Source organism: Bacillus sp. FSL M7-1020, assembly GCF_038050415.1.
Taxonomy (GTDB): domain Bacteria; phylum Bacillota; class Bacilli; order Bacillales; family Bacillaceae_G; genus Bacillus_A; species Bacillus_A toyonensis.
Map to the genome: position 1 here is coordinate 1,689,656 of NZ_JBBOTW010000001.1, position 26,195 is coordinate 1,715,850.

The 26,195-nt window shown below is 33.9% G+C and carries 24 protein-coding genes and 2 other annotated features; of the genes, 23 read left to right on the forward strand and 1 reads right to left on the reverse strand.

Annotation, left to right across the window (positions count from 1 at the left end; translation table 11 throughout):
- The first annotated feature begins 54 nt into the window (after positions 1-54).
- Positions 55-396: an SdpI family protein gene (locus MHB70_RS08680; protein ID WP_000964938.1), complete on the forward strand. Its 342-nt coding sequence runs from the start codon at positions 55-57 to the stop codon at positions 394-396.
- A 48-nt stretch (positions 397-444) separates the two neighbouring features.
- Here the strand turns inward: MHB70_RS08680 and MHB70_RS08685 are convergent, their stop codons facing one another.
- Positions 445-1,053 (reverse strand): NUDIX hydrolase, encoded by a 609-nt coding sequence (locus MHB70_RS08685; protein WP_000141364.1) that lies wholly within the window; start codon positions 1,051-1,053, stop codon positions 445-447.
- An 82-nt stretch (positions 1,054-1,135) separates the two neighbouring features.
- Here MHB70_RS08685 and MHB70_RS08690 point away from each other — a divergent pair, with 82 nt between their 5' ends.
- The 22 genes from MHB70_RS08690 to MHB70_RS08795 all read left to right on the forward strand — a co-directional run bounded on the left by MHB70_RS08690 (position 1,136) and on the right by MHB70_RS08795 (position 26,156).
- Complete coding sequence (locus MHB70_RS08690; protein ID WP_000510746.1) at positions 1,136-1,774, forward strand: pyridoxamine 5'-phosphate oxidase family protein; 639 nt, start codon at positions 1,136-1,138, stop codon at positions 1,772-1,774.
- Positions 1,775-2,009: 235 nt separating this feature from the next.
- Positions 2,010-2,241, forward strand: a binding site (T-box leader).
- A gap of 115 nt (positions 2,242-2,356) precedes the next feature.
- Positions 2,357-2,588 (forward strand) — a binding site (T-box leader).
- Between the two features lie 306 nt (positions 2,589-2,894).
- Positions 2,895-4,190 carry a homoserine dehydrogenase gene (locus tag MHB70_RS08695; RefSeq protein ID WP_000552042.1) on the forward strand — a complete coding sequence of 432 codons (1,296 nt, stop codon included), beginning with the start codon at positions 2,895-2,897 and terminating at the stop codon, positions 4,188-4,190.
- Positions 4,183-5,241 carry a threonine synthase gene (gene thrC, locus MHB70_RS08700; protein ID WP_000276424.1) on the forward strand — a complete coding sequence of 353 codons (1,059 nt, stop codon included), beginning with the start codon at positions 4,183-4,185 and terminating at the stop codon, positions 5,239-5,241. The genes MHB70_RS08695 and thrC overlap by 8 nt, the downstream gene beginning before the upstream one ends.
- Positions 5,238-6,131: a homoserine kinase gene (gene thrB, locus MHB70_RS08705; protein ID WP_000612653.1), complete on the forward strand. Its 894-nt coding sequence runs from the start codon at positions 5,238-5,240 to the stop codon at positions 6,129-6,131. The genes thrC and thrB overlap by 4 nt, the downstream gene beginning before the upstream one ends.
- A gap of 116 nt (positions 6,132-6,247) precedes the next feature.
- Positions 6,248-6,460 (forward strand): DUF6366 family protein, encoded by a 213-nt coding sequence (locus tag MHB70_RS08710; protein WP_000095422.1) that lies wholly within the window; start codon positions 6,248-6,250, stop codon positions 6,458-6,460.
- Positions 6,461-6,676: 216 nt separating this feature from the next.
- Entirely contained in the window at positions 6,677-8,983 is a 2,307-nt protein-coding gene (locus MHB70_RS08715) for a glycoside hydrolase (protein WP_061529892.1), read from the forward strand.
- A 318-nt stretch (positions 8,984-9,301) separates the two neighbouring features.
- Positions 9,302-10,306, forward strand: a complete 1,005-nt coding sequence (locus MHB70_RS08720; protein ID WP_002093782.1) for an LCP family protein — start codon at positions 9,302-9,304, stop codon at positions 10,304-10,306.
- 152 nt (positions 10,307-10,458) lie between these two features.
- A complete protein-coding gene (locus MHB70_RS08725) occupies positions 10,459-11,706 on the forward strand; it encodes a hypothetical protein (protein WP_001174826.1) in 1,248 nt (415 codons plus the stop codon).
- A 13-nt stretch (positions 11,707-11,719) separates the two neighbouring features.
- Positions 11,720-12,409 (forward strand): response regulator transcription factor, encoded by a 690-nt coding sequence (locus tag MHB70_RS08730; protein WP_000104235.1) that lies wholly within the window; start codon positions 11,720-11,722, stop codon positions 12,407-12,409.
- Positions 12,406-13,767: a HAMP domain-containing sensor histidine kinase gene (locus MHB70_RS08735; protein ID WP_000824521.1), complete on the forward strand. Its 1,362-nt coding sequence runs from the start codon at positions 12,406-12,408 to the stop codon at positions 13,765-13,767. Before MHB70_RS08730 ends, MHB70_RS08735 begins: the two co-directional genes overlap by 4 nt.
- 252 nt (positions 13,768-14,019) lie before the next feature.
- The gene (locus MHB70_RS08740) at positions 14,020-14,841 is read left to right on the forward strand and encodes a peptidoglycan-N-acetylglucosamine deacetylase (protein WP_000409398.1); all 822 of its coding nucleotides are present in this window, start codon (positions 14,020-14,022) and stop codon (positions 14,839-14,841) included.
- A gap of 14 nt (positions 14,842-14,855) precedes the next feature.
- Complete coding sequence (locus MHB70_RS08745; RefSeq protein ID WP_033658408.1) at positions 14,856-15,512, forward strand: YkyA family protein; 657 nt, start codon at positions 14,856-14,858, stop codon at positions 15,510-15,512.
- Between the two features lie 156 nt (positions 15,513-15,668).
- Complete coding sequence (locus MHB70_RS08750; protein WP_000119505.1) at positions 15,669-16,349, forward strand: MgtC/SapB family protein; 681 nt, start codon at positions 15,669-15,671, stop codon at positions 16,347-16,349.
- A 79-nt stretch (positions 16,350-16,428) separates the two neighbouring features.
- Complete coding sequence (locus MHB70_RS08755) at positions 16,429-16,953, forward strand: GNAT family N-acetyltransferase (RefSeq protein WP_000229284.1); 525 nt, start codon at positions 16,429-16,431, stop codon at positions 16,951-16,953.
- A 307-nt stretch (positions 16,954-17,260) separates the two neighbouring features.
- A complete protein-coding gene (locus MHB70_RS08760; protein WP_001163331.1) occupies positions 17,261-19,069 on the forward strand; it encodes an IucA/IucC family protein in 1,809 nt (602 codons plus the stop codon).
- A gap of 66 nt (positions 19,070-19,135) precedes the next feature.
- Positions 19,136-20,974, forward strand: coding sequence for an IucA/IucC family protein (locus MHB70_RS08765; protein WP_000861773.1), 1,839 nt, complete (start codon positions 19,136-19,138; stop codon positions 20,972-20,974).
- Positions 20,961-22,199 (forward strand): AMP-binding protein, encoded by a 1,239-nt coding sequence (locus MHB70_RS08770; protein ID WP_000909551.1) that lies wholly within the window; start codon positions 20,961-20,963, stop codon positions 22,197-22,199. The genes MHB70_RS08765 and MHB70_RS08770 overlap by 14 nt, the downstream gene beginning before the upstream one ends.
- Positions 22,196-22,471, forward strand: a complete 276-nt coding sequence (asbD, locus tag MHB70_RS08775) for a petrobactin biosynthesis protein AsbD (RefSeq protein WP_001250761.1) — start codon at positions 22,196-22,198, stop codon at positions 22,469-22,471. Before MHB70_RS08770 ends, asbD begins: the two co-directional genes overlap by 4 nt.
- A gap of 23 nt (positions 22,472-22,494) precedes the next feature.
- Complete coding sequence (locus tag MHB70_RS08780; RefSeq protein WP_000200694.1) at positions 22,495-23,478, forward strand: DUF6005 family protein; 984 nt, start codon at positions 22,495-22,497, stop codon at positions 23,476-23,478.
- A gap of 37 nt (positions 23,479-23,515) precedes the next feature.
- Positions 23,516-24,358, forward strand: coding sequence for a sugar phosphate isomerase/epimerase family protein (locus MHB70_RS08785; RefSeq protein WP_000877704.1), 843 nt, complete (start codon positions 23,516-23,518; stop codon positions 24,356-24,358).
- A 125-nt stretch (positions 24,359-24,483) separates the two neighbouring features.
- The gene (locus MHB70_RS08790) at positions 24,484-24,690 is read left to right on the forward strand and encodes an alpha/beta-type small acid-soluble spore protein (protein ID WP_000113546.1); all 207 of its coding nucleotides are present in this window, start codon (positions 24,484-24,486) and stop codon (positions 24,688-24,690) included.
- Between the two features lie 236 nt (positions 24,691-24,926).
- On the forward strand, positions 24,927-26,156 hold the full coding sequence (locus MHB70_RS08795) for an MFS transporter (RefSeq protein WP_033658409.1): 1,230 nt from the start codon (positions 24,927-24,929) through the stop codon (positions 26,154-26,156).
- Positions 26,157-26,195: the final 39 nt, after the last annotated feature.

Below are 26,195 nucleotides of genomic sequence, written 5' to 3' on the forward strand. Positions count from 1 at the left end.
GAACTTGGGTGATTATATAGTATAATGAAGGTATAAATTAGGGGGTGGATATAATTGTTGTATGCACTAGTAAACATAGGAATAAGCATGTTGATCGGTATTATATTTATACTTGCCGCACGTATTCTTCAAAAAAATCCACCGACAGATATTAACGCAGCATATGGTTATCGTACGAAACGGTCTATGAAAAATAAGAAGTTATGGGATGCAGGTAACAAGTATAGTGCAGAAGTGATGAAGAAAAACGGATTCATCATGATATTAATTGGAAGTGTTATTAGTATACTGTTTAGATATCCCCATACAATAATAGCGATTATGGTGGTTATGCTGTTATTAATCATTCGTTTATTTATACAAGTAGAGAATAGATTGAAGATACTTGAACAATAGTAAAAAAATAGGGCTCTGCGCAATATTATGCTAGGAGTCCTATTTTATTTATAAACTATTATTTTTTAAGAATTCTTTTCCTTGCTCTATAACAAATTCATAGTATGTAAGATCATACGGATAAATATCTTCAATTGTTATTGTAATTGGTTTATTGTTTAAAACAGAAATAGCCGAAAAAGATGAAATCTCTCTTTTTAATAGTTGTAGAAAAGCAGTTGCATGTACTTTCATCACATCGTCTACTTCATCACCTGGTGCAAATGGAAGAGGCTTTATTACGTTGTGAAAATACATATGACAAAACTCACGATCAGTAAGATTTGAAATTTCATAATCTATTTTATAGATTCCTTTGTATTTTAAATCAGTCGTTTGAAAGGAAAGCCCCAATTCTTCTTCGATTTCACGAAGGCCGCCAATTTGTACATCTTCATCATGCATAATATGTCCAGCTGAAGTAATATCCCATATACCCGGAGCTTCTTTTTTATTTTTAGAGCGTAATTGGAAATATAAGAACATATCTTCATCATCTTTTTCTATAAACCAGCAATGGAATGTTTCGTGCCAATCACCGTCACGATGTACTTCATCACGTAATTTCTTTCCAAGTGTATTTTTTTCAGAATCAAATATCGTTAACCACTCTGTCATTTTAATTCCCCTTTCTGCAAATTTTATTATACAATATTTGTATTAAAATTTGGGAAAATAAAGAAAAAAGGGGTGGTTGTAAATGGGGATAGAAAGTAAGGAAATAAAATCGATTATTTCAACAGAGGAAGAATTACGACAAATATTGGGGCAACCAAGTGAGCGAGCTTTGAAAAAAGTTATTTCATCACTTGATCATCATTGTGTAGATTTTCTGTCTAAATCTCCTTTTCTAGTATTATCTACTGCAAATAAATTAGGAGAGTGTGATGCTTCGCCAAGAGGGGATGCACCTGGATTTGTATATGTATTGAATAAAAATAAAATTATCATTCCGGAAAGGCCGGGCAATCGTCGTATAGACTCCATTTTAAATATTATTTCAAATCCGCACGTAGGGTTAATCTTTTTTATTCCTGGTCTTGGGGAAACACTCCGAATAAACGGTAAAGCATATATTACAAACGATGAAGAAATTTTGAAAGAGATGCAGGTGAATGGACGTAATCCGTTACTTGGAATTGTTGTTGAAATAGAAGAATGCTACATTCATTGTGCAAAAGCTTTTATTCGTTCTAAGATGTGGGATCCAGAATCTTGGTTAAATAAAAAAGAGTTACCTTCAGCAGCAAAAATGTTGTTGGAGCATGCGAAGGTGAATACTTCAGAAGAGGATGTTGCACGTTCTTTAGAAGAAAGTTATACGAAAAGATTGTATTAAAAAATCCTTTATTAGTATAGTTTTAAAAGGAAGGGATCTACTCGTTTTGGAATGGAATACTTTTATGTGAAACATTAATTTACAAGTTGGGAAATTGCAAAATAGGTAAATAGATTGGTCGGTATAAAATATTATTGTGAAATATAATAAAAAATGATCTTGAAAATAGTTAATAAAAATAGGCTTGCTTTTTAAAAATTTGATAACTATAATAAGTTAACAAATAGACATGAACGAAAAAGTAATGACAAGGACACGAAATCATTTTTACGGTTTACAGAGAGGGAAGTCAAGGGTGTGAGCTTCCTAACACGAGAAATGATTTTACCACCTTTGAACTTCAATAGTGAACGAGTAATCTAGTAATTATTGACGGTATCAGCCGTTATCTGAACTTGAGCAATCTAGAAGGAAATACGTCTAGATTGGAACAAGGGTGGAACCACGAAAACACATTCGTCCCTTTCCTAGGGATGAGTGTGTTTTTTTACGGCCTTAGAGATTGAAAATTTCAAATAATTAAAAAATGGTATTGATTTTGTTTTTTATGCGAGTATAATGAGTTAACAAATAAACATGAACGAAAAAGTAACGATAAGGACACGAAATCATTTTTACGGTTTACAGAGAGGGAAGCCAAGGGTGTGAGCTTCCTAACACGAGAAATGATTTTACCACCTTTGAACTTCAATAGTGAACGAGTAATCTAGTAATTATTGACGGTATCAGCCGTTATCTGAACTTGAGCAATCTAGGAGGAGATACGTCTAGATTGGAACAAGGGTGGAACCACGAAAACACATTCGTCCCTTTCCTAGGGATGAGTGTGTTTTTTTATCCCGCATTAACGGTCAGTAAGACTCCCATCTCAAAATTTGGCAGATGCGAGGGAGTTAGTTGGGAGATCAACTGTCCGTAAAAGCCCGATTGGTTCAACTAATAATCAGTGAGGAATGGTCAAAATCTCCACTGATTAAAGTTTCACTTTATTACTTTGAAAGGAGGTGCTGTAACATGAAACGATTCGTACGTACGGAAATAACCACCACCTGCATGATTAAAAAGCAGAACAAGGTGATTGATAGAGATAAAAAATAAAATTGTAGGAGGAGATTAGAAGATGCATAACGTTATTAATGTTGGGGTGTTAGGATTAGGTACAGTCGGAAGTGGTGTTGTCCACATTTTGAAAGAACATTATAAAAAAATCGCACTTGATACAGGATACGAAGTGAAAGTAAAAACAGTCGTTGTACGTGATTTGGAAAAAGAACGCGATGTTTGTATTGATGGAATTGCAGTAACAAGTCATGCAGATGAAGTTCTAAATGATTCAAATATTGATATTGTAGTAGAGGTAATGGGCGGAATTGAAGAAGCAAAACAGCATATTGTGAAGGCTTTACGAAATAAGAAGCATGTCGTAACAGCAAATAAAGATTTAATGGCTGTATACGGTGCGGAACTTCTTCAATTAGCGAACGTAAATGATTGTGATCTATGTTATGAGGCAAGTGTAGCGGGTGGTATTCCAGTGTTAAGAGGATTAACAGACGGATTAGCTTCAGATCAAATTGAAAAAATAATGGGAATTGTAAATGGAACAACAAATTACATGTTAACAAAGATGAGTCAAAATGGATGGTCGTATGAAGAGGCTTTACAGGAAGCACAAAAATTAGGATTCGCAGAATCAGATCCGACAGCAGATGTAGATGGACTAGATGCGGCGAGAAAGGTAGCGATCCTTGCGAATTTAGGGTTTTCGATGAATGTTTCATTAGATGATGTGCAAGTGAGAGGGATTCGAAAGGTTGCAAAAGAAGATTTACAAATGGCTGAAAAGTTAGGATTTACTATGAAACTAATTGGTAAAGCGGAGAAACAAGGAGCAGCTATTCATTTAAGTGTAGAACCGACTCTTTTACCAAGCCGTCATCCGTTATCAAATGTAAATAATGAATTTAATGCAGTGTATGTTCACGGTCAAGCAGTAGGGGAAGTGATGTTTTACGGACCTGGAGCTGGGAAGTTACCGACTGGCTCTGCTGTAGTAAGTGATATTATTTCGATTGTTAAAAATATGAATCAAGTTCCGAAAAATAAAAGTGCGTTAAAAGAACCAGTGCCGTATGAATTACAAGGAGATGAAGAAGTTGTTTCGAAATACTTCTTACGTATTTCATTACAAGATGAGCCAGGGATGTTGCAAAAAGTAACAGAATGTTTCGTTAATTATTCTGTAAGTTTAAAAGAAGTGATTCAATTACCTTTGAATCGTGAGCTTGCAGAAGTCGTTGTTGTGACACATCAAACTTCAAAATATCAATTCGAAAAAGTTTTAGGAGCAATAGAAGCTGTCGCAAGTGAAATAAACAGTTATTACATTATTGAGGAGGAAAAACAATATGTATAAAGGACTATTAAAACAGTATGCTGCTTATTTACCAGTAAATGAAAACACACCTGATGTCAGTTTAATGGAAGGGAATACGCCTCTAATTCCATTATTAAATATATCAAAACAATTAGGGATTCACTTATATGGTAAGTATGAAGGAGCGAATCCAACAGGTTCTTTTAAAGATCGTGGTATGGTAATGGCGGTTGCTAAAGCGAAAGAAGAAGGTTCTGAGGCAATCATTTGTGCATCAACAGGTAATACATCGGCAGCGGCTGCAGCATATGCGGCACGCCTCGGAATGAAATGTATTATCGTAATCCCGAAAGGAAAGATTGCGCATGGAAAGTTAGCGCAAGCAGTCGCTTATGGAGCTGAAATCATTTCAATAGAAGGAAATTTTGATGATGCACTTAAGGCTGTAAGAAACATTGCTGCAGAAGAGCCAATTACATTAGTAAACTCAGTGAACCCTTATCGAATTGAAGGGCAAAAAACAGCAGCGTTTGAAATTTGTGACCAGTTGCAAAAAGCGCCAGATGTTCTCGCTATTCCTGTTGGGAATGCAGGGAATATTACAGCATACTGGAAAGGGTTCTGTGAATATGAGAAAGAAAAAGGCTACAAAAAGCCAAGAATTCACGGCTTTGAAGCGGAAGGAGCAGCTGCAATTGTAAAAGGACATGTAATTGAAGAACCTGAAACAATTGCAACAGCTATACGTATCGGTAACCCAGCGAGTTGGTCATATGCAGTAGAGGCTGCTGAGCAGTCTCGAGGCGAGATAGATATGGTATCAGATGAGGAAATATTACATGCGTATAGATTGTTAGCAAAAACGGAAGGGGTTTTCGCTGAGCCAGGATCAAATGCTTCATTAGCTGGCGTAATGAAACATGTTCAATCTGGAAAAATCAAAAAAGGAGAAACAGTAGTTGCGGTATTAACTGGAAATGGTTTGAAAGATCCTGATATCGCAATTTCTTCTAATAAATTAGATATTGCAAGTGTTTCAAATGATATAGAACAAATTAAAGAACATATAAAAGGGGTGATTATGTCGTGATACCATTGAGAGTACGTGTGCCTGCTAGTACAGCAAATGTTGGACCTGGATTTGATTCAGTAGGAATAGCTTTGTCATTGTATTTAGAGGTTGTTGTAAAGGGCACAGCTGATAAATGGCAAGTAATACATTCCTTTGAAGATTCAATTCCGACAGATGATAAAAATTTAATCGTTAGCACGGCATGTAAAGTATGTCCTTCTTTATCACCCCATATAATAGAAGTTACTAGTAATATTCCGCTAACAAGAGGACTAGGAAGTAGTGCCTCAGCGATTGTAGCAGGAATAGAGCTTGCGAATCAACTTGCTAATTTGAACTTAACGACTGATCAAAAGGTTCAAATTGCTACAAATTTTGAAGGGCATCCAGATAATGTTGCAGCTTCTATATTAGGTGGAACTGTAATCGGAGCACTTGATGGAAAGAATGTTTCAGTTGTAAGGATTGAAAGTAAGGAATTAGGCGTAATTTCTCTTATTCCAAATGAAGAGCTAAATACAGATGAAAGTCGATCTGTATTACCAGAAATGTTTCCGTTTCATGAAGCAGTTAAAGCTAGTGCGATAAGCAACGTATTAGTAGCAGCATTATGCCAAAAGCGGTGGGAAGTTGTAGGTGAAATGATGGAAAGAGATCATTTTCACGAGCCATATCGTTTAGAACTCGTACCGTTATTACCATCTATTCGTAAATGCGCAAAAGAATTCGGTGCGTACGGCACAGCACTTAGCGGTGCGGGACCATCTATTTTTATATTAACGCCGTATGAGAAACGTCAAGAAATCGCTGAGCAATTAGCGAAAGTATTTACAGCTATGAAAGTATGTGAGCTTGAAATCGATCATAAAGGGATTTCTGTAAATAAGGAAGAACATATTGGATTATAAAAAAAGCTAGCATCGCTAGCTTTTTTTTGCTGTAAATATATTTTAAATCAGCATATAAAATGAAAATGAGTATTGTATAATTCAGTAAAGAGCGTATTAATTTTGGAGGTGATTATATGAGTTCAAAAGAGTCACCAGAAGAAAAAAGAGAACACATAAGACAAAGTGAGTTAAAAAATAACCCTACCGGTTCTTTGAATGATGGGCTCAATAGAGCGGAATCAGGTAGCCTTGGTGATATGACAGGGGGCATGAATTGGAAAGGTACAGGGATATTAATTTTAGTGTTAGTTTTAGGATATATTATATACACTTACTTTTTCAGTTAAGGAAAGCCTAGCGAAACTTTAATTTGTTTATTTGCATTATTTGTGAAAATAAAAAACAAGGATTAAAGTCCCGCTGTATTACATATTAAAAAATAAATTATAGTTATTTGAGAACTTTTTATACTCATAATAGAGTTAGCATTATGCTAGCTCTATTATTTTTTGCCATATTCCTGTAACAAATCCCCTGTATATTCAGGGATGGAGGTGCAAGAGATGAAAAAAATGATAGCGATATGTCTTCTTACAACTATGTCATTTTCGACTTTAGTCGGGTGTGATGTAAAAGGTAATAATGCTGTACAAGAGTCTAAAATAAAGAAAGCGACGTATAAAGATTTTACTTACGATGTAAATCCAGAGACTTTCACGTTAACTGTAGAACATGATGGTGTAAAGGAACAGGCATCACGAGCTCTGCCGAAAATGAAGGTGTCGAATGTAAAAAAAGATAAGGATCGTATGTCGTGGGAATATCCAGATCAAAAAGTAAAAGTAAACTTAGAAAAGAAAAAAGACCACTTAAATATTGAAGTAGAATCGATTGGTGCAGAAAGCTTTACATGGCCGAAAGTACAGGCTGAAAATTATACACTTCCGTTATGGGAAGGTAAACAAATTCCAAGTAATGATGAGAATTGGAAGAAGTTTTTAAAGGATGATGCATATTCATTTGCTGAATCATTTTCTATGAAGTTTTTTGCATTAAATGGTTCGAAATATTCCATTGTATATATTGCGAATAATCTATTTAATAATGAAGTGAAATTTCATTCGGATCCGAAAATAGGGTTTGATTTTATACATGAATTCCCGAGTATAAATAAAAATAAAACATATGGTTTTCAATTATATGTCACAAATACTGATGCAGTAAGTATTGCTAAGCTGTATAAGGATAACATTATGGAAAAAGGTGAATTTAAAACATTACAAGAAAAGGCAAGAAGAAATAAAGAAATTGAAAAACTCTATGGAGCGGCTCATTTTTATTTTTGGAATCAAAATGGTTTATCAGCAAGTAATGTAAATTGGCCGAAGTTAAGAGAGCAAATAAATAGCCCAGTGTTTAGCCATATAAAAGAGCTTATTCAAAAAAATAGTTCAGAGCCTGGGGAATTAAATGTATTTGAGCAAGTAAGTAAACAAGATTTCATTGATAAGTATCAAAAAAATGTTATTTTGCGTTATGTAAACGAAGTGTTATCAATGAAGGAATTGTATAAAGAGGATATTTTCCCGAAAGTTGATCAGGAGGCTAGTGAGTTATTAAAAAAAGGTATAGATCACTTATCGAAAGCAGAACTGTATAGCTTAAATAAGCATTTATTAAAGTCAGTACTTGGTGATTCAGTTGAAGATATAAGTAAGTGGGGAAACGCAGATGGAACGGATATAATAAAGGAAATGAAAGAAGAAGGGATAGACAAAGCTTGGATTGGTCTACCGAACTGGGAACAAGGATTTATGCAACCTAATTTTGTTACAGAAGCTAAGAAAATGGGATATTTAGTTGGTCCGTATGATTCTTATCATTCCATTCATGAGAAAGGTGATAAAAATTGGAACACAGCGTCCTTTAATGATCCATCGTTATATGAAGAGGCAACTGTAACGAAGAAAAATGGAGAAAAGGTGCAAGGGTTTTTAGGTAGAGGGCGAAAACTAAATCCAACATTATCACTTCCTAGTGTAAAAGAACGAATGAACGATATATTGCAAAATGGTCCTAAATATAATTCATGGTTTATCGATTGTGATGCAACGGGTGAAATTTATGATGACTATTCATCAAAACATGTAACGACACAGGAACAAGATTTAAAAGCAAGATTACAACGAATGGATTATATTGCCCAAGAAAAAGGTATGGTAGTTGGCTCTGAGGGCGGAAATGATTTTGCCAGTAGTACGATTGCATTTGCTCATGGAATTGAAACGCCAGTTATTAAATGGGACGATGAAGATATGCGGAAAAACAAAACAAGCCCGTATTATGTCGGTGGATATTATTCACCAAATCAAAATGTTCCAGAAAAATATGCAAAACAAGTACCATTGAAAGAAGAATATAAACAAGTATATTTAAATCCAGTATATTCGCTTCCTTTATATAAATTAGTATACAACGATTCCGTCATTACAACGCATCACTGGGAATGGGGAAGTTTGAAAGTGAAAGATGAGGTAGGAAGCCGTATGCTATATGAGTTATTGTATAATGTTCCTCCTTTGTACCATTTAGATGAAGTAGAGTGGAATCAGCATAAAAAAGATATTACAGAGCATCTGAAAGTTTGGAATGAAGTTCATAAAAAGGCAGTAAAAGAAGAAATGACAAACTTTGCATACTTGTCAGAAGATAAGCTAGTACAATCTACTTCATATGGAAAAGATATTAAAATTATTGTGAATTTCTCAAATGAAGATGTGGAAATAGAAAAAACGAAATTAAAAGCAAAGACTGCTTTAATTTATAATAATGGGAAGAAAATCATGTATACGCCGTTGGCGAAACAATAATGTGAAATATAACTGTATGAATAGAGAGTTAATAACTAACTTGACTCACTATTTTGTTCGTTCTTTCAGTTGAAAGTCAGATTATTTGAAATGAAAAGGTTGATAAATCTGTAATTTCGAATGTTGCGAAGTGCTAAATTTTTGAAGTTAGTAAATAGTGACTTGCCAAAAATAAGTACGAGAGTATAATGTGAAATGGAATATATATTGAATCCACAATGTAACCTTACAAATTTGTAAGGTAATTGAAAGGAAATTCAATATGAAGATTACTAGACATACATTATACTAGGGAAAGAGAAAGAGAGGCGAATGGGTATGAGCTCTGAATTAGAACAAAATACGAGAAGTAATAAGAAGCGTTCTAAAAGAAAGTCAATAAAGTGGTTTATAATAATTCCATTGTTCTTGCTTGTTTTTGGTGGAGTAGGATATGGGTCGTTAATATATAATAAAGCAAAAGCGGTTGTAAGTGATGCATATGCACAAATTGATAAATCATCAAAACGTGATAAAGAAGTGGAACCTTTAAAGGATAATATCTCAATTTTAATTATGGGTGTAGACGGTAGTGAAATGCGGAAAAGTCAATATGGTGAAGCGGTTCGAACGGATGCACTTTTATTAGCAACAATTAATAAAGATGATAAATCTGTTAAATTAGTTAGTATTCCGCGTGATTCACGTGTTTATATTCCATCTAGAAAAAAATTAGATAAAATTACGCATGCACATGTATTTGGTGGTGTTGAAAGTACACGAGATACTGTGGAAAGATTTTTAAATGTTCCAGTTGATTATTATGTGAAGTTTAACTTTGAGTCATTTGTTCAAATTGTAGATTCACTAGGTGGTATTGATATTGATGTACCTGTTACGTTCACTGAGCAAGATAGTAAAGACCAAGCAGGTATGATTCATTTAGAAAAAGGTTTCCAACATTTAAATGGAGAACAGGCACTTGCACTTGCAAGAACACGTAAAATTGATAGTGATGCAATGCGCGGACAGAGACAACAACTTGTAATAGAAGCAATTGCGAAAAAAGCAATGTCTGTTCAATCAATTAGCAAAATGGGCTCTCTACTTGATGCAGTTGATAAAAACATGAAAACAAACTTAACATTTGATGATATGCTTGCTATTACGAAAAACATGGCAGGATCGGATCTACAAATGGAAAAGATGCAAATTGAAGGTACTGATAAACGTATTGGTGGTATTTATTATTACATTCCAAATGAAAAAAATGTGAAAGATATTTCAAATAAACTGAATCAACATCTAGGTGTAACGCCAAAATCAGTTCTAAATGAAAAGTAAAAAAGATTGGCCTTTGCCAATCTTTTTTTATGGAAATGGATTTGTAACTTTTCTGTAACGATTTTTTATTCTAGAAAAATTATACTCATATGTATGAGATTATTGGATAAGCAAAAAGTAAAGATAAATACTGTTATAAGGAAAGATAACATATGCAAAAATGGATAAGCATTATGGGAATCGTCTTTATATTGACTGGATGTAAAATGTCTGAAGCTCCAACCAATTTAATGGGAGCTCCTGCAAATGAAAAGTGGATTAATGAACTAAAAGAGCAAATAGATAAAGATTTGCCTGTTAATTATCGGTTGCTTACTCCAAAGTCTAATAAAGATAAACAAATGATTTGGTCAATGGATTTTAAACAAGATAATAAAAAAGAAGCCATCGTATTTTATAAATTGCCGAATGAAGATCGTAGCGTATATTTAGCTGTATATGAGGAAATCGGCTATAAGTGGAAAATAAAGTCCACGCATAAATTTGATGGTGAGGATATAGATATCGTTGAAGTCGGTGATTTTACAGGGAATGGGAAGCGAGAATTATTAATTGGAATCTCTGTAAATCGTGAATCGTTAGAACATGTTATGTATGCTTTTTCAGAAGAAAATGATGATATGAAGGAGATTTATAATCGGCGTTACACGAAGTTATTTATAGAGGATCTAAATAGAAATGGTCTTAATGATATAAGCCTTGTTACTTATGAAAAAGATGAGAAGTTGACAGTTGAGCTTATTGAGCAGTTTAAGACAATATCAGAAGTTACATTTGATCCATTTATAAATAGTATTCAAAGAATACAAATGGGCCATATTTCTAAAACATTAAAGGCGATTGTAATTGATGCAGGAATTGGGGCTCATTCAGGTATAACTTATGTAGCAAAATTTGATAAGGATCATTATGAGGTACTACCTATAGATGGGAAAGAAGATTTATTCAATGAATATGTGGTGGAAAGTAAAGATGTAAATGAAGACGGTATTATTGAATTTGTTCGTACTGTACGTCCAAAAGGTTGGGAAGATAAGTCACATGGAGATAGTCCGCTCTTTGAACGTTACATACAGTGGAGTGAAGATGGAACGAAACCTATAGAAGAAAGATACATCGATATAGAAAAAGGGTATTTTGTGAAAATTCCTGAAGAGTTGATTGGGAAAATTACTATCCCAGATCAGCAGAAGGAATCAAATTCTCAAAAGTTTTTGGACGTAAATACAAATGAAATATGGCTTGAAGTCCAAATTTTTAAGCGGAAAGAATGGTTCAAAATAAAAGGATTCGAGGCAGCGGTGAAAACGGCTTCTCACGTATATGCAGTGCCGAAGCGATCAAAGTTTAAAAAAGTGAAAGCATATATAAAACCGCTAGCGGATTATCAACAAGAGTAGGGAGGTGGAAATTATGTCAACAATTTTAGTTTTAGAAGATGAAATGCCAATCCGTAGTTTTATTGTCTTAAATTTAAAGCGTGCTGGATTTTATGTATTAGAAGCTAGTACTGGAGAAGAAGCGTTACAGATTTTATGTGATCACACTGTTGATGTAGCGTTACTTGATGTCATGTTACCAGGAATTGATGGTTTTCAAGTTTGTAAAACTATTCGGGAAGAAAATAAAAAAATGGGCATTATTATGTTAACCGCACGTGTACAAGATGGAGATGTGGTGCAAGGACTAGGAATTGGTGCAGATGATTATATTACAAAACCGTTTAGTCCAGTAGAGTTAACTGCACGTATACAATCTCTATTAAGAAGAATAGAAGTGCATAAAGAAAAAACGAATACAATTACGTCTGGTCCGTTTTCGTTAAATATTATAGAAGAAAGATTATATAGAGATGGACAATTGGTTGATTTAACACCTACAGAGTATATGATTTTACAATACTTAATGAATCAATCCTCAAAGCCGGTTTCACGTGATGAAATTTTAAATATGATTTGGGGAACGAATTACGTAGGCGAGACGAAAGTCGTAGATGTAAATATGAGACGGTTACGCCAAAAGATAGAATGTAATCCATCAGAACCCGAATTTATCCTTACAGTGTGGGGAAAAGGATATGTGTGGAAGGAAAGTATAAGATGAAACGGAAAGTGACTTTATATTTTATGACGGTCATTACACTTATGCTTGTATTGTTTGAGGTAGTATTTTCGGTCTCAATTTATCGATATTATTATAATGGTATTGTGCAATATATAGAATCTCATGCGAAGACGAGTACTCGATTTTTCTCAGAATACAATTCATTATATTTTATTCGTTTGCAAGAATATAGTGGTGACATAATTAGTAGTTTTCAATTAGATGGAACGGAATTACAGTTAATTGATCGTCATGGTTTGGTTATACAATCTTCAAGTGGTGAAAAAGTAGAAGGTAAAGTGAATATCCCACAATCTTTATTGGAAGGTGAAATGTATAATCAAGTTACTACTACGAAAGATAATGAAAAACAACTAGAAGTGCTAAGCCCACTTATACATCAAGGACAAACAATCGGTGTTTTAAAATATACGACAGTATTAACACATGTGAATGCAAAGATTATTGAAATTATTATGTTTACTATTGCCGTTGGTATTGTTATTTCATGTATTGTCTTCTCAATTAGTAGACGCTTGGCAAATTCTTTTGTTGAGCCAATTGAATCTATCATTCAAGCTTCTTCACAAATCGCAGAAGGAACGTTGAAAAATAAAATTAAAGAAGATTATCCTGGTGAATTAGGTGAATTAGCACATAGTTTAAACTATATGTCTGATAAAATAGAAAAAGCGGAACAGATGAAAAATGAATTTATCGCTTCTATTTCTCATGAAATACGAACACCTTTAACAGGAATTAAAGGTTGGAGTGAGACGCTTAAAACAGTAGAACATTTAACAGAAGAAGAAATCAAGCAAGGTATGGGGATTATTTCCGGTGAGACAGACCGATTGATTCATTTAGTAGAAGAATTGTTAGATTTTTCAAGATTACAATCAAATCATTTTAATTTATATAAACAAAAGGTGCAATTGTACGATATACTAGAGGAGACGATTTGGCAATTAACTCCTAACGCTGAAAAGAAACAAATTCAATTCATTAATACTATAGAACGAATTGAATTGTTGGGAGACCGAAATAGGCTAAAGCAAATTTTCTTGAATATTATTCAAAATGCAATTAAATATTCACATGAAAATGGTACTGTATACATTGAAGCGACTAAAAATGAAGGACAAGCAGTGATAAAGGTGAAAGATGAAGGGATTGGAATTGCTAAAGAGCATTTACCATATATAGAGCAGTCTTTTTACCAGATTAATAATCATGCTGCAGGTGCAGGCCTTGGCTTAGCTATCGTAAAAAAAATGGTGGAGCTTCATAGAGGTACACTTAGTATTGTGAGTAAAGAAGGAATAGGAACAACAATTTTGATAAAACTCCCATTATAATACATATACAGTCTATTTATCACGCTATTTGTGGGTAGTGAGATTCCCGCCTCAAAATTCGGCTAGAGCAAAGAAGGTAGGTGAGAAATTAACTGCCCGTAAACACTCGATTAGTGAAGGTTAATAATCAGTGGGGGATGAATACCCCCCACTGATTAAAGTTTCACTTTATATCGTGCAATAAAATAAATAGATGTATAATTACATTGGGTGATTTATATATAAGATTAATAGGGAGAGGAATTCGATAGAATGGAAAAAGCTTTTAATATGAAACGAGTAGTAGTCGTTTTAATAGCGGTTGCAGCAGTAGCTATTGGGTATTTTATGTTTCAATCAATTACTTCACCAGCAAAGGCTGTTGCAAAACAAGAAAATGTAGTACAGCTTGCAAGTGAACAATCAAAAGTTGAATTGAATAAAACGGCACCAAGTCGTTTTAATGGAAAAGAAAGAAAAGTTGCTTATCTTACATTTGATGATGGACCAGGAAAATATACGGCTGAATTATTAAATACGTTAAAACAGCATGATGCGAAGGCGACATTCTTTTTAATTGGAGCGAATGTAAAAGAGTTTCCGGATTTAGTGAAACGTGAAAATGCAGAGGGACATTATGTAGGTATGCATAGTATGACACATAATTTTGCAAAGTTATATAAAAATGGTGAATATGTAAATGAGATGAAAGAAGACCAAAGCTTAATTGCTAATATTATTGGAAAATCACCTAAATTAACACGTCCACCATATGGTTCGATGCCTGGATTAAATGAAGGCCTTCGAAATAAAGTGGTAGAAGGCGGTTTTAAAGTTTGGGATTGGACAATTGATTCATTAGATTGGAAATATAATAAAATGCAAGTTGATGCAGCTGCAGCGCAAATTGCTCAAAACGTATTAACAAATGCAACAAAACCACAAGAAGTAATTTTAATGCATGATATTCACCCGCAATCAGTCGCTGCTGTGCCAGCAATTTTAAAGGGGTTAAAAGAAAAGGGTTATGAGTTTGAAGCTTATCATGAAGAAAGTCACTTCCCAGTGAACTTCTGGCATGATAACCGTATGTAATGGAGGAATGAATGTTGAAGTATGGAAAAGTAGCATTAGTTGGAGCGTTATCAGTAGGGGTATTAACAGGTTGTTTCGGTGAAAAGCCAGAAGAAAATTTATATACAGCTTTTGAAACAGCAGCGACACAAGAAAAGTCTTTAGTTGATGAAGCGAAAAAATTAGAGGGTTTAGAGAAGCAAGGTCAAGAACTATATTCTCAAATTTTACAAGAAGGTAAAGATCATAATGACGCAGTTATGAAAAAGATAGAACAAGCGACTGCAAATGTAGCTGACCGTGAAAAAGTATTGAAAAACGAAAAAGAAATGCTAGAAAAAGCGCAGAAGGAAACGAAATCCGTTCAAAGTAATATAGAAAAACTTGAAGATAAGAAAGTGCAAAAGCAAGCAAAGGCAGTTGAAGAGTCGTATAAAAAACGTTACGATGCATTCCAAAAGATGAATGAAAACTACACGAAGGCGTTAGCGACTGAAAAAGAATTGTACGAACAATTAAAGGTAAAAGAAACGAAATTAAAAGAGATTGGTGAGAAAGTTAAAACTTTTAATGAGTTAAATGGAGAAGCACAAAAGTCGAAAGAGCAGTTTAACAATTATACAAAAGAGTATAATGACAGTAAATTAGCATTTTATAAAGATGCGCAGATTAAGATTAAAGAACAGAAATAAAGAAAGTTCTTAATCGGAATATAAAGCCGAAAAAACATATAAAAATGTTTTTTCGGCTTTTATCGTTAAATGAATAGAAAAGACTGGAATAGATATCATAAAAGAGTTATAGTGAATTATTCGAAGGGAAACATTGTAAAGTAAGGAGAATGAAACATGTCATATGAATTTTTACTCAAATTAGGTTTAGCGCTCTTTTTAGGATTATTCATCGGGATAGATAGGCAGCTAAAGAATAAACCGCTTGGTGTGAAAACAAGTATGGTTATTTCTGTAGCAAGTTGTTTAATTACGATGGTTTCAATTGAATCAGTTCATGTATATTCTGTTCCAGGTCATACAAATATGGATCCAATGCGTCTTGCTGCTCAAATTGTGAGCGGAATCGGTTTCCTTGGAGCAGGTGTTATTTTACGAAGAAGTAATGACGTTATTTCTGGATTAACGACAGCTTCTATGGTGTGGGCTGCTTCAGCTTTAGGTATAGCAATTGGAGCAGGGTTTTATTTGCAAGCGACCGTTGCCATGATTTTAATTATTTTAGCGATTAACGTACTTCCGCAAATTGTGAAAATTGCAGGCCCGTATTCATTAAGACAAAAGGACTTATCTATAAAAATTACTGTAAAAGAGCACCAAGAATTAGATGGTATATTTAAGCAAATTAAAAAATTAGGCATGCATGTAAAACGAGTGAAAATTAAAGATATTGATAGTGGTGCATTTCAGCAATTGGAGATGGTTATTTTAGCTCCAGAAGATTTATATACAACTGAGTTATATAGTTCACTAAAAGAGATTGATCGAGTTGTTTCAGTTGAAGTTGAAAGTAGATAAAAAAGGGTGATGAAAATTCACTCTTTTTTTTACGCATAAAAAAAGAGTTTGCTATAATTATTCTCTAAAGGGGATGAGAATGGTGGAGATACACATTAGAAGGGCGACAAAATCGGATATTGCAGCAATAGCAAAAGTACATGTGGAAAGCTGGAAAACAACGTATACCGGGATATTCGAAAACGAAATTTTAGAAAATGTAACATTTGAACAAAGAAAAAAGCAGTGGGAGGATATTTTTCAAAAAGAAGATAATTACCAATTCAGATTTGTAGCAGAAACGTTAAATGGAAAAATAATCGGATTCATTGATGGGGGAGTTGAAAGAAGCGGTACATATAATTGTGATGGGGAATTATATGCGATTTATCTGTTACAACAGTATCAAGGACTGAAAATAGGACAAAAATTATTTCAAGCGTTACTGTCGGAATGTATAAAAAATGGTATGCAATCTCTTTTAGTTTGGGTCGTTACTAATAATCCCGCTAAAAAGTTTTATGAAAAATATAACCCTGAAAAAATTGATACGAAATTTTTAGAGAGAGTACAGGTAGAAGAAACAGCGTATTGCTGGAGGAATATAAATAATATTATTATGTAAACTTTATGTTTTTAAAAGGTATACCTTTAATTGGTATACCTTTTTGTTTAACTCTGTTCAATCGATTAATAACGAGTAATGTGAAAAATAATGAATAGTTAACTTGAGAGTAAAAATTTTTCTATTGTATCTTTAATTAGATGAAATAAATGATAGAAAAGGAAAAAAATTTAGTTAGATAAAAAAATTCTGAAATATACTCTTGAATTGATAATAACAATCAATTAGAATCATAATTGATAATGATATTCAATCATTGGTTGTTTTATAAAATTTCGATAGCGTTAATATAAAGAGGAGGACCAGTATGCAGCATGCGAAACAAATCGCAGAACATGCAACAATACAAAGTTTTTTAAACTGTTATTTAAGAGAAACAGGGAGTGGAGAATGGATTACAGAGGATGAAAGAATGGAAAGTATCTTCAGTAATACGTTGAATAGAAATGTAGTCCCCACATATTTATGTTGTCGGCTATCGGCACAGAATGTTACTTTGTATGGAGAAGTTATATATAAATCAGCAACAGATCGCCATTTGTTTGGAGAACAGTTTTATTATCAAATTGGAGAAACTAAAACTGTTATAAAAGCAGATTATGTTACAGTTATTACATTTTTAATAAAAGAGATGTCTATCAACTATGGAGAAGGAACTAATCCTGCTGAGCTTATGCTTCGAGTTATTCGCAGTTGTCAAAATATTGAAGAATTTACAAAAGAGAGAGCAGAAGATACATCTGCATTATATGGTTTCCATACAACTTTTATAGAGGCGGAGCAATCTTTATTATTTGGGCATTTAACTCATCCTACCCCAAAGAGTAGACAAGGTATATTGGATTGGAAAAGTGCAATGTATTCTCCAGAATTAAAAGGAGAATGCCAGCTTCATTATTTTCGCGCACATAAAAGTATAGTAAATGAAAAATCATTATTATTAGATTCTACAACAACGATTATAAAAGAAGAATTAAGTAAAGATGAGATGGTAAATGAGGAATTTATAGAGAAGTACTGTAAGGAAGATGAATATTCATTAATTCCAATTCATCCGCTTCAGGCTGAATGGTTATTACATCAACCTTATGTACAAGAGTGGATAAATCAAGGAGTGCTTGAATATATTGGTCCAGTAGGTAAGTGTTATATGGCAACATCATCACTTAGGACGCTATATCATCCTCATTCGAAATATATGCTTAAGTTTTCCTTTCCAGTGAAAGTAACAAATTCAATGCGCATTAATAAGTTGAAAGAACTTGAGAGTGGCCTTGAAGGGAAGGAAATGTTAAATACGGCTATTGGTGAAGTACGAGAAAGATTTCCAGGCTTTGATTTTATTTGTGATCCAGCCTTTATTACATTAAATTATGGAACACAAGAATCTGGATTTGAAGTAATTATTCGCGAGAACCCTTTCTATAGTGAACATGCAAATGATGCTACATTAATTGCTGGACTAGTTCAAGATGCTATTCCTGAAGAGCGCACTCGTTTATCGAATATAATTCATCATATAGCAGAGTTAGAAAATAGAAGCTGTGAAGAAGTAAGTTTAGAGTGGTTTAGACGGTATGTAAATATTTCTTTAAAGCCGATGGTATGGATGTATTTACAGTATGGAGTTGCATTAGAAGCTCATCAACAAAATAGTGTTGTACAGTTGAAGGATGGTTATCCAGTAAAATATTATTTCCGTGATAATCAAGGATTTTATTTCTGTAATTCAATGAAAGAGATGCTTAATAATGAGTTATCTGGTATTGGAGAACGTACTGGGAATTTATATGACGATTATATTGTAGATGAAAGGTTTCGTTACTATTTAATTTTTAATCATATGTTTGGACTTATTAACGGTTTTGGTACGGCAGGATTAATTAAGGAGGAAATTCTACTTTCTGAATTAAGGTCTGTATTGGAATCATTCCTTCCATATAACCGTGAACCTTCTACATTTTTAAGAGAATTGTTGGAAGAGGATAAGTTGGCATGTAAAGCAAATTTATTAACGAGATTTTTCGATGTCGATGAATTAACAAATCCATTAGAGCAAGCAATTTATGTGCAAGTGCATAATCCACTCGTTAGAGAAGTGGCTGTTCGTTCATAAATAGCGTTAAAATTTCACGTAATACAAATAATGGAATTTGGTATTTCGTCATAAGTGGAGGAGTTTATGAAAGTGGATATGTATCACACGAAAATATTGAAGGCACTTGAATCAGAAGAATACATTTCAGTGCGAAGAAGGGTGTTACGTCAGTTAGTAGAATCGTTAATTTATGAGGGGATTATAACGCCAGTTCGTGTAGAGAAGGAAGAACAAATTCTTTTTATTATACAAGGACTTGATGAAGAAAACAAAAATGTTTCGTATCAATGCCACGGAAGAGAAAGGATGACATTTGGACGTATTGCTGTAGACTCGTTACTAATACGAGTGCAAGATGAACAAAAAGAAATACAATCTGTGTCGCAATTTTTAGAAGAAGTTTTTCGGGTTGTTAACGTAGAACGAACTAGATTAGATTCTTTTATTCACGAATTAGAACAAACAATATTTAAAGACACGATTGCACAATATGAAAGAAATAAAAGGGAGGAATATACTCGAAAATCTTACGATGAGTTTGAAAGCCATTTAATAGACGGTCACCCGTATCATCCTAGCTATAAAGCGCGCATTGGATTTCAATATCGTGACAATTTTCAATATGGATATGAATTCATGAAGCCAATAAAACTCATATGGATTGCAGCACATAAGAAATATGCGACTGTAGGTTATGAAAATGAAATGATTTATAGCAATACTTTAACAGAAGAAATTGGTGTGCAGAGAATAGAAGAATATATAAATCGTATTCAAAATATGGGATGTAATCCAAAACGGTATTTGTTTATCCCAGTCCACCCTTGGCAGTGGGAGAACTTTATTATTCCTAATTATGCTGATCATATACAGGGGAAATATGTGATTTATTTAGGGGAATCATCGGATGAATACTGCGCCCAACAGTCAATGAGAACGTTAAGAAATATGACGAATCCAAATAAGCCGTATGTTAAGTTATCGATGAATTTACTTAATACTTCAACTATCCGTACGTTGAAACCACATTCGGTTGTGAGTGCACCAGCTATATCAAATTGGTTAAGTGATGTCGTAAGTCAGGATCCTTATTTAAGGGATGAATCGCGCTTGATTTTATTAAAGGAATTCTCGAGCGTAACGTATGATACGAATAAGAAAGCTACATATGGTTCATTAGGATGTATTTGGCGTGAAAGCGTTCACAAATATGTAGATGAACAAGAGGATGCAGTTCCCTTTAATGGCTTATATGCAAAAAAGAAAGATAGTACACCAATTATTGATGCATGGTTAAACAAATATGGAATAGAAAATTGGCTGCAAGTACTTATTCAAAAAGCGATAATACCGGTTTTACATCTTGTTGTAGAGCACGGGATCGCATTAGAATCACACGGTCAAAATATGATTTTAGTCCATAAAGAAGGGCTACCTGTCCGGGTTGCATTAAAGGACTTTCATGAAGGACTTGAGTTTTATCGTCCATACTTGAAAGAAATTGACAAATGCCCTGAGTTTACAAAAATGCATAAAACGTATGTGAACGGAAAAATGAATGATTTCTTTGAAATGGATCGCATCGAATGTTTGCAAGAGATGGTTTTAGATGCACTTTTCTTATTTAATCTAGGAGAGTTAGCTTTCATACTTGCGGATGAATATGAATGGAAAGAAGAACATTTTTGGATGATGATTGTCGAAGAAATTGAAAATCATTTTAGAAAATATCCACATTTGAAAGAGAGATTTGAATCCATTCAATTATACACAGCTACTTTCTATGCGGAGCAATTAACGAAGCGTCGTTTATATTTGGATGTAGAATCGCTTGTTCATGAAGTTCCAAATCCATTGTATAGTGCAAAGCAACTTAACATACAAAAATCATTTGTTACAGGGGGAAATTATGCTAATCGTTAATAAACAAGAGTATAGTAAAAATGATTTTGAATCGAGATTACAAGTTTACGAGGAAATGGAACACTTTCAAGCAGCACAAGGAAATAGATTTGCACTTTGTCTGAAAGATCCATTTGATATTATTACACTTGTGTTTTTCTTAAAAGAAAAGAAATCATCTGTACTTCTTATACATGAAGATACACCAAAAGATACGGCTATTAAAATGGCAAGGCGTGCAAATTGTACGGGACTTTTATATGGAGAATGTAGCGAATTTACAAAATTAGAAGTAGTGAATTCATTACTACAAGAGCCTTCTTTATTGCAATATAGCTCAGGAACCACGGGAGAACCGAAATTGATTTGCAGATCATGGACGGAAGTTGATACTGAAATCGTTGCTTATAATGAAGCTTTAAATTGTGAAGAAGATGAAGTACCGATTGTTATGGCTCCTGTTTCACATTCGTACGGATTAATATGTGGTACGTTATCTTCTATTACAAGAGGAAGTAAGCCTATAATTATTACGAATAAAAACCCTAAATTCGCATTAAATATTATTCGCAATACAGAAAAACATATCATATATGCAGTACCATTGATGCTACATATTATGGGGAGTTTTCCACTAGGAACGTTCCAGTTTCATAAAATTATGACATCCGGATCACCTTTGCCCGAAACATTATTTTATAAACTAAATGAAATGACAACGTACATGATGCAGCAATATGGATGTTCTGAAGCTGGTTGTATTAGTATATGTCATGATATGGAGAGTCATTTAGATTTAGGAAAACCACTTCCACATGTAAGTATAAACATAGGATCAGATGAAAACGAGCCTGAAGAAATCGTAGTGAAAATTGCTGGAAAGGAAATTTATACGAAAGATTTAGGGTATGAATCTGAGCGTGGCCTTCACTTTATGGGGCGTATGGATGATGTAATCAATGTTTCAGGGTTAAAAGTGTTTCCTATAGAGGTGGAAGAAACGATGCTTCGATTAGAAGGTATTCAAGAAGCCATTGTATACCGAGGGAAACATCCAGTGATGGGAGAAATCGTAAAAGCGAAAGTAATCTCTCATATTGACCCAGTACAAATAAGAGAATGGTGTATTCAGCACTTACCGTCTTATAAAGTTCCGCATGAAATTGAAAGTGTAACTGAAATTCCGAAAAATAAAACTGGAAAAGTAAGTAGAAAGTTACTAGAGATGGGAGAGGTTACAACATGAGACGTGAAACGTTAAAGAGTGCAGTGCTGAAAATTATGACAGAAAAAATGGAACTGAAAAATGTAACGCATTTAGAAGAAACAATGCGTTTAAATCAAGATTTATATATAGATTCGGTAATGATGTTGCAGCTTATCGTATACATAGAAATGGATTTGAAGTTATGTGTCCCAGAGGATGAGGTAGATCCAAAGGCGTTTCTTACTGTAGGATCTTTACTTGATTTTATGGAAGAGTTACAGCCGTTACAAGAATCAAATGTGAATAACTAACCTTGGAGAAAGTGGATGAGAGTATGACTTCAATTAAAGTGCACTGTTTAGTGAGCTGTTTTTGTGAAATTATAAAAAGACGTGGTGATATAGATTTTCGTCCATTTTATTTTGGACTATGGGATGGAGACTTTGATATAACAGAAGGCGGAATTATTTCGTATCACTCCGAAAACATTAACCATGATAATTATTTACTTTGGTATGAAAAACTGTATGGTATTAAAGTGAACGAATGGTATGATCATGCAAAAGATAAAGATAGAAATGTAGAAACATTTTTAGAATTAGTAGAAAATAAGCCGGAAAATCGTTATGTAATTGTAATGGTGGATATGTCTTTATTACCAGAGAGGGAAAATAAGTTTCACCAAAAACCATTTCCGCATTATTTAATGATATCGAAGACAGAGAAAGAAGAAGAATGGTTCATGTTAGATCCTGATTTTCGTTGGGAAGGGAATATGGAAAGAGAAAAAGTGATTCACTCTGTTCAAGATAATCCATTTGGTGGTGGTTATTTCATTGATGTAGAGGCGATTCAGGAGCCGACGCAAGAAATGGTAGCTAATTATTTCACTGAGACATTCAAAAAGTATGATAATGAACTGACTATGGAATTAAAAAATTTAATTATAAAAATGGCAAATGAGGAAGAGGGGTATTCGCTCTCTAAGCTTGTAGTAGCAGTAAAACAAATACCAGTACTTGCAATTCGTAAATATAGTTATGAACATGCCTTTGCATACTTCCGTGAAACGTTACAATACTCGGAAGAGGAGTTTGATTATTGGTGTGATCGGGTAGAGGATATTGTACAAGGATTTACAAATGTACAGTATCGTGCAATTAAAATGGCAATGACGAATAATAAGGGTATGCTCGTATCGATTATTGAAAAACTGGATGAAATGAATGCAATTGAACTGCAAATTAAGAAGGAATTAGAGAGACAGTTTCTATCATGGAAAGGTATGAAAACAAATCAGTCTGTCGTAACTCTTTAAAAAGCTAACTGAATTTAAGATAGGGGAGTTTAAAGTTATGAAATATTCGCTATGTACCATTTCATTTCGTCATCAATTAATTTCATTTACTGATATTGTTCAATTTGCATATGAAAACGGTTTTGAAGGAATTGAATTGTGGGGAACTCATGCACAAAATTTGTATGTGCAAGAGCGTGAAACGACAGAACGAGAGTTGAATTTTTTAAAGGATAAAAACTTAGAAATTACGATGATAAGTGATTATTTAGACATATCATTATCAGCAGATTTTGAAAAAACGATGGGGAAATGTGAACAACTCGTAATGTTAGCAAATTGGTTTAATACGAATAAAATTCGTACGTTTGCCGGACAAAAAGGGAGTGTAGACTTCTCGAAACAAGAGAGACAAGAGTATGTAAAGAGAATTCACAAGATTTGTGATTTATTTGCTCAGCATGATATGTATGTACTTTTAGAAACACATCCAAATACGTTAACGGACACGTTGCCGTCTACTTTGGAATTATTAGAAGAAGTAGACCATCCGAATTTGAAAATAAACCTTGATTTTCTTCATATATGGGAGTCTGGTGCAGATCCAATAGACAGTTTTCATCGACTAAGACCGTGGATACAACATTACCATTTTAAGAATATATCGTCAGCGGATTATTTACATGTATTTGAACCTAATAATGTATATGCCGCAGCGGGAAGTCGTATTGGTATGGTTCCATTATTTGAAGGTATTGTAAATTATGATGATATCATTCGGGAAGTGCGAGATACGGACTATTTTGCTTCGCTAGAATGGTTTGGACACAACGCGAAAGATATATTAAAAGAAGAAATGAAAGTATTAACAGATAGAAGATTAGAGGTAGTAACTTCGTAATATAAAATGATAAAAGAGTCTCTATTTAGAGTCTCTTTTTTTATAGTTAAAAATAACCAAAAATTACCATGTATTTAAATTCGAATTTGGCACAATTTATATATATATCAAGGAGGTGATTGGTAATGGCTAGAAATCGTAATTCTAATCAATTAGCATCACATGGAGCACAAGCGGCTCTAGATCAAATGAAATATGAAATTGCACAAGAGTTTGGTGTACAACTTGGAGCTGAAACTTCTTCACGTGCAAACGGTTCTGTAGGTGGTGAAATCACGAAACGCCTTGTAGCGATGGCAGAACAACAACTTGGTGGCGGATATACTCGCTAAATGTAGAAGGTTATAGGAGAAAGGAAGGATTCTTCCTTTCTTTTTTTTTCAATTAATTGGTATGGATATATAGCGAACTGGATTCAAACAATAGGAATAATACTATATTTTACCCAATTTCTTTCGTTATGAATGGGAAGTAGTAAAGATGTAATAGCCCTGGTGGAATGAAAAATTACGTTCCACCAGGGCTATTATATGGTAAGAAATATATGATGAAAGGTTCCGAAGTCAACATGTTAAAAAAAGAAAACTGTTGTTTAATTGCGCTTGCATCAGTTCCACTTGTTATGACATTAGGGAATTCAATGCTCATTCCAATACTGCCGACTATCGAAAAGAAATTACATATTTCATCGTTTCAAGTATCCATGATTATTACAATTTACTCCATAGTTGCAATTTTACTTATACCGATTGCTGGTTATTTATCAGATAGATGGGGACGGAAGATGGTAATGGTTCCGAGTTTACTGATTGCGGCTATCGGAGGAGCGGTAACTGGTTGGGTATCATGGAAAGTTGATAATCCCTACGTTTGGATACTTATCGGTAGAGCGATTCAAGGTATTGGTGCTGCTGGTGCAATGCCAGTTGTTATACCGTGTGTTGGTGATTTATACAAAGATGAAAAACAGGTTAGCGCAGGTTTAGGAATCATTGAGACATCAAATACATTTGGAAAAGTACTCAGCCCTATTTTAGGATCTGCTCTAGCTGCCATTGTATGGTTCTTACCATTTTGGGCGATTCCAGTTTTATGTGTAGTATCGATTGTTTTATTACTGGTACTAGTAAAAGCAAAAAAACAAGAAGGAGAAGTACCACCACTAAGAGAGTTTATTCAAGCTATTATCTCTACGTTTCGAGAAAAGGGAAGATGGTTAATTGCCATTTTTGCACTAGGTGCAATTATAATGCTTATTTTATTCGGAATTCTCTTTTATTTGTCTACTATACTGGAGTCAAAGTATGACATTCATGGTATATGGAAAGGGTGTGTACTTGCTATTCCTTTGCTTGTATTATCGATTAGTTCATATATGGCTGGTAAAAAAATTGGAGATAATCAAAATGTTATGAAGAAGTGTATTTATATTGGCTTTTTACTGGCTGCGGCATCAGTTATAATCCCTTTATTTATAAAAGGGATCTATTTACTACTTCTATGTCTCGTTATTATGGGAGTAGGAATTGGTATGGCACTCCCATGTTTAGATGCCCTAATTACACAAGGGATTGAAAAGGAGCAGAGAGGCACGGTTACGTCATTTTATAGTTCGATGCGATTTATCGGTGTAGCAGCTGGACCACCCCTATATTCATTTTTTATGAAAGGATCGGACCATGAAGTGTTTTATTTGACAAGTATTTTCGCTGTTATTGGTGCCGTTATAGCAATGATTTGGATTAAACCAGCAAAAGATGAAAAGGCAATAAAACAGAATCCAGAACCGACTGCATAATTTGAAATAGGATTGCATGGCCTATAATTAGCGTGCAAT

Excerpts from the sequence above, each read along its gene's own strand:
- MHB70_RS08770 (WP_000909551.1), top strand. The coding sequence starts at position 20,961 with ATGCTAATCGTTAATAAACAAGAGTATAGTAAAAATGATTTTGAATCG.
- asbD (WP_001250761.1), top strand. The coding sequence starts at position 22,196 with ATGAGACGTGAAACGTTAAAGAGTGCAGTGCTGAAAATTATGACAGAA.
- MHB70_RS08735 (WP_000824521.1), top strand. The coding sequence starts at position 12,406 with ATGAAACGGAAAGTGACTTTATATTTTATGACGGTCATTACACTTATG.
- MHB70_RS08710 (WP_000095422.1), top strand. The coding sequence starts at position 6,248 with ATGAGTTCAAAAGAGTCACCAGAAGAAAAAAGAGAACACATAAGACAA.
- MHB70_RS08760 (WP_001163331.1), top strand. The coding sequence starts at position 17,261 with ATGCAGCATGCGAAACAAATCGCAGAACATGCAACAATACAAAGTTTT.
- MHB70_RS08690 (WP_000510746.1), top strand. The coding sequence starts at position 1,136 with ATGGGGATAGAAAGTAAGGAAATAAAATCGATTATTTCAACAGAGGAA.
- MHB70_RS08785 (WP_000877704.1), top strand. The coding sequence starts at position 23,516 with ATGAAATATTCGCTATGTACCATTTCATTTCGTCATCAATTAATTTCA.
- MHB70_RS08720 (WP_002093782.1), top strand. The coding sequence starts at position 9,302 with ATGAGCTCTGAATTAGAACAAAATACGAGAAGTAATAAGAAGCGTTCT.
- MHB70_RS08730 (WP_000104235.1), top strand. The coding sequence starts at position 11,720 with ATGTCAACAATTTTAGTTTTAGAAGATGAAATGCCAATCCGTAGTTTT.
- MHB70_RS08740 (WP_000409398.1), top strand. The coding sequence starts at position 14,020 with ATGGAAAAAGCTTTTAATATGAAACGAGTAGTAGTCGTTTTAATAGCG.
- MHB70_RS08695 (WP_000552042.1), top strand. The coding sequence starts at position 2,895 with ATGCATAACGTTATTAATGTTGGGGTGTTAGGATTAGGTACAGTCGGA.
- MHB70_RS08780 (WP_000200694.1), top strand. The coding sequence starts at position 22,495 with ATGACTTCAATTAAAGTGCACTGTTTAGTGAGCTGTTTTTGTGAAATT.
- MHB70_RS08725 (WP_001174826.1), top strand. The coding sequence starts at position 10,459 with ATGCAAAAATGGATAAGCATTATGGGAATCGTCTTTATATTGACTGGA.
- MHB70_RS08795 (WP_033658409.1), top strand. The coding sequence starts at position 24,927 with ATGTTAAAAAAAGAAAACTGTTGTTTAATTGCGCTTGCATCAGTTCCA.
- MHB70_RS08685 (WP_000141364.1), bottom strand. The coding sequence starts at position 1,053 with ATGACAGAGTGGTTAACGATATTTGATTCTGAAAAAAATACACTTGGA.
- MHB70_RS08750 (WP_000119505.1), top strand. The coding sequence starts at position 15,669 with ATGTCATATGAATTTTTACTCAAATTAGGTTTAGCGCTCTTTTTAGGA.
- MHB70_RS08765 (WP_000861773.1), top strand. The coding sequence starts at position 19,136 with ATGAAAGTGGATATGTATCACACGAAAATATTGAAGGCACTTGAATCA.
- MHB70_RS08755 (WP_000229284.1), top strand. The coding sequence starts at position 16,429 with ATGGTGGAGATACACATTAGAAGGGCGACAAAATCGGATATTGCAGCA.
- MHB70_RS08715 (WP_061529892.1), top strand. The coding sequence starts at position 6,677 with ATGAAAAAAATGATAGCGATATGTCTTCTTACAACTATGTCATTTTCG.
- thrC (WP_000276424.1), top strand. The coding sequence starts at position 4,183 with ATGTATAAAGGACTATTAAAACAGTATGCTGCTTATTTACCAGTAAAT.
- MHB70_RS08790 (WP_000113546.1), top strand. The coding sequence starts at position 24,484 with ATGGCTAGAAATCGTAATTCTAATCAATTAGCATCACATGGAGCACAA.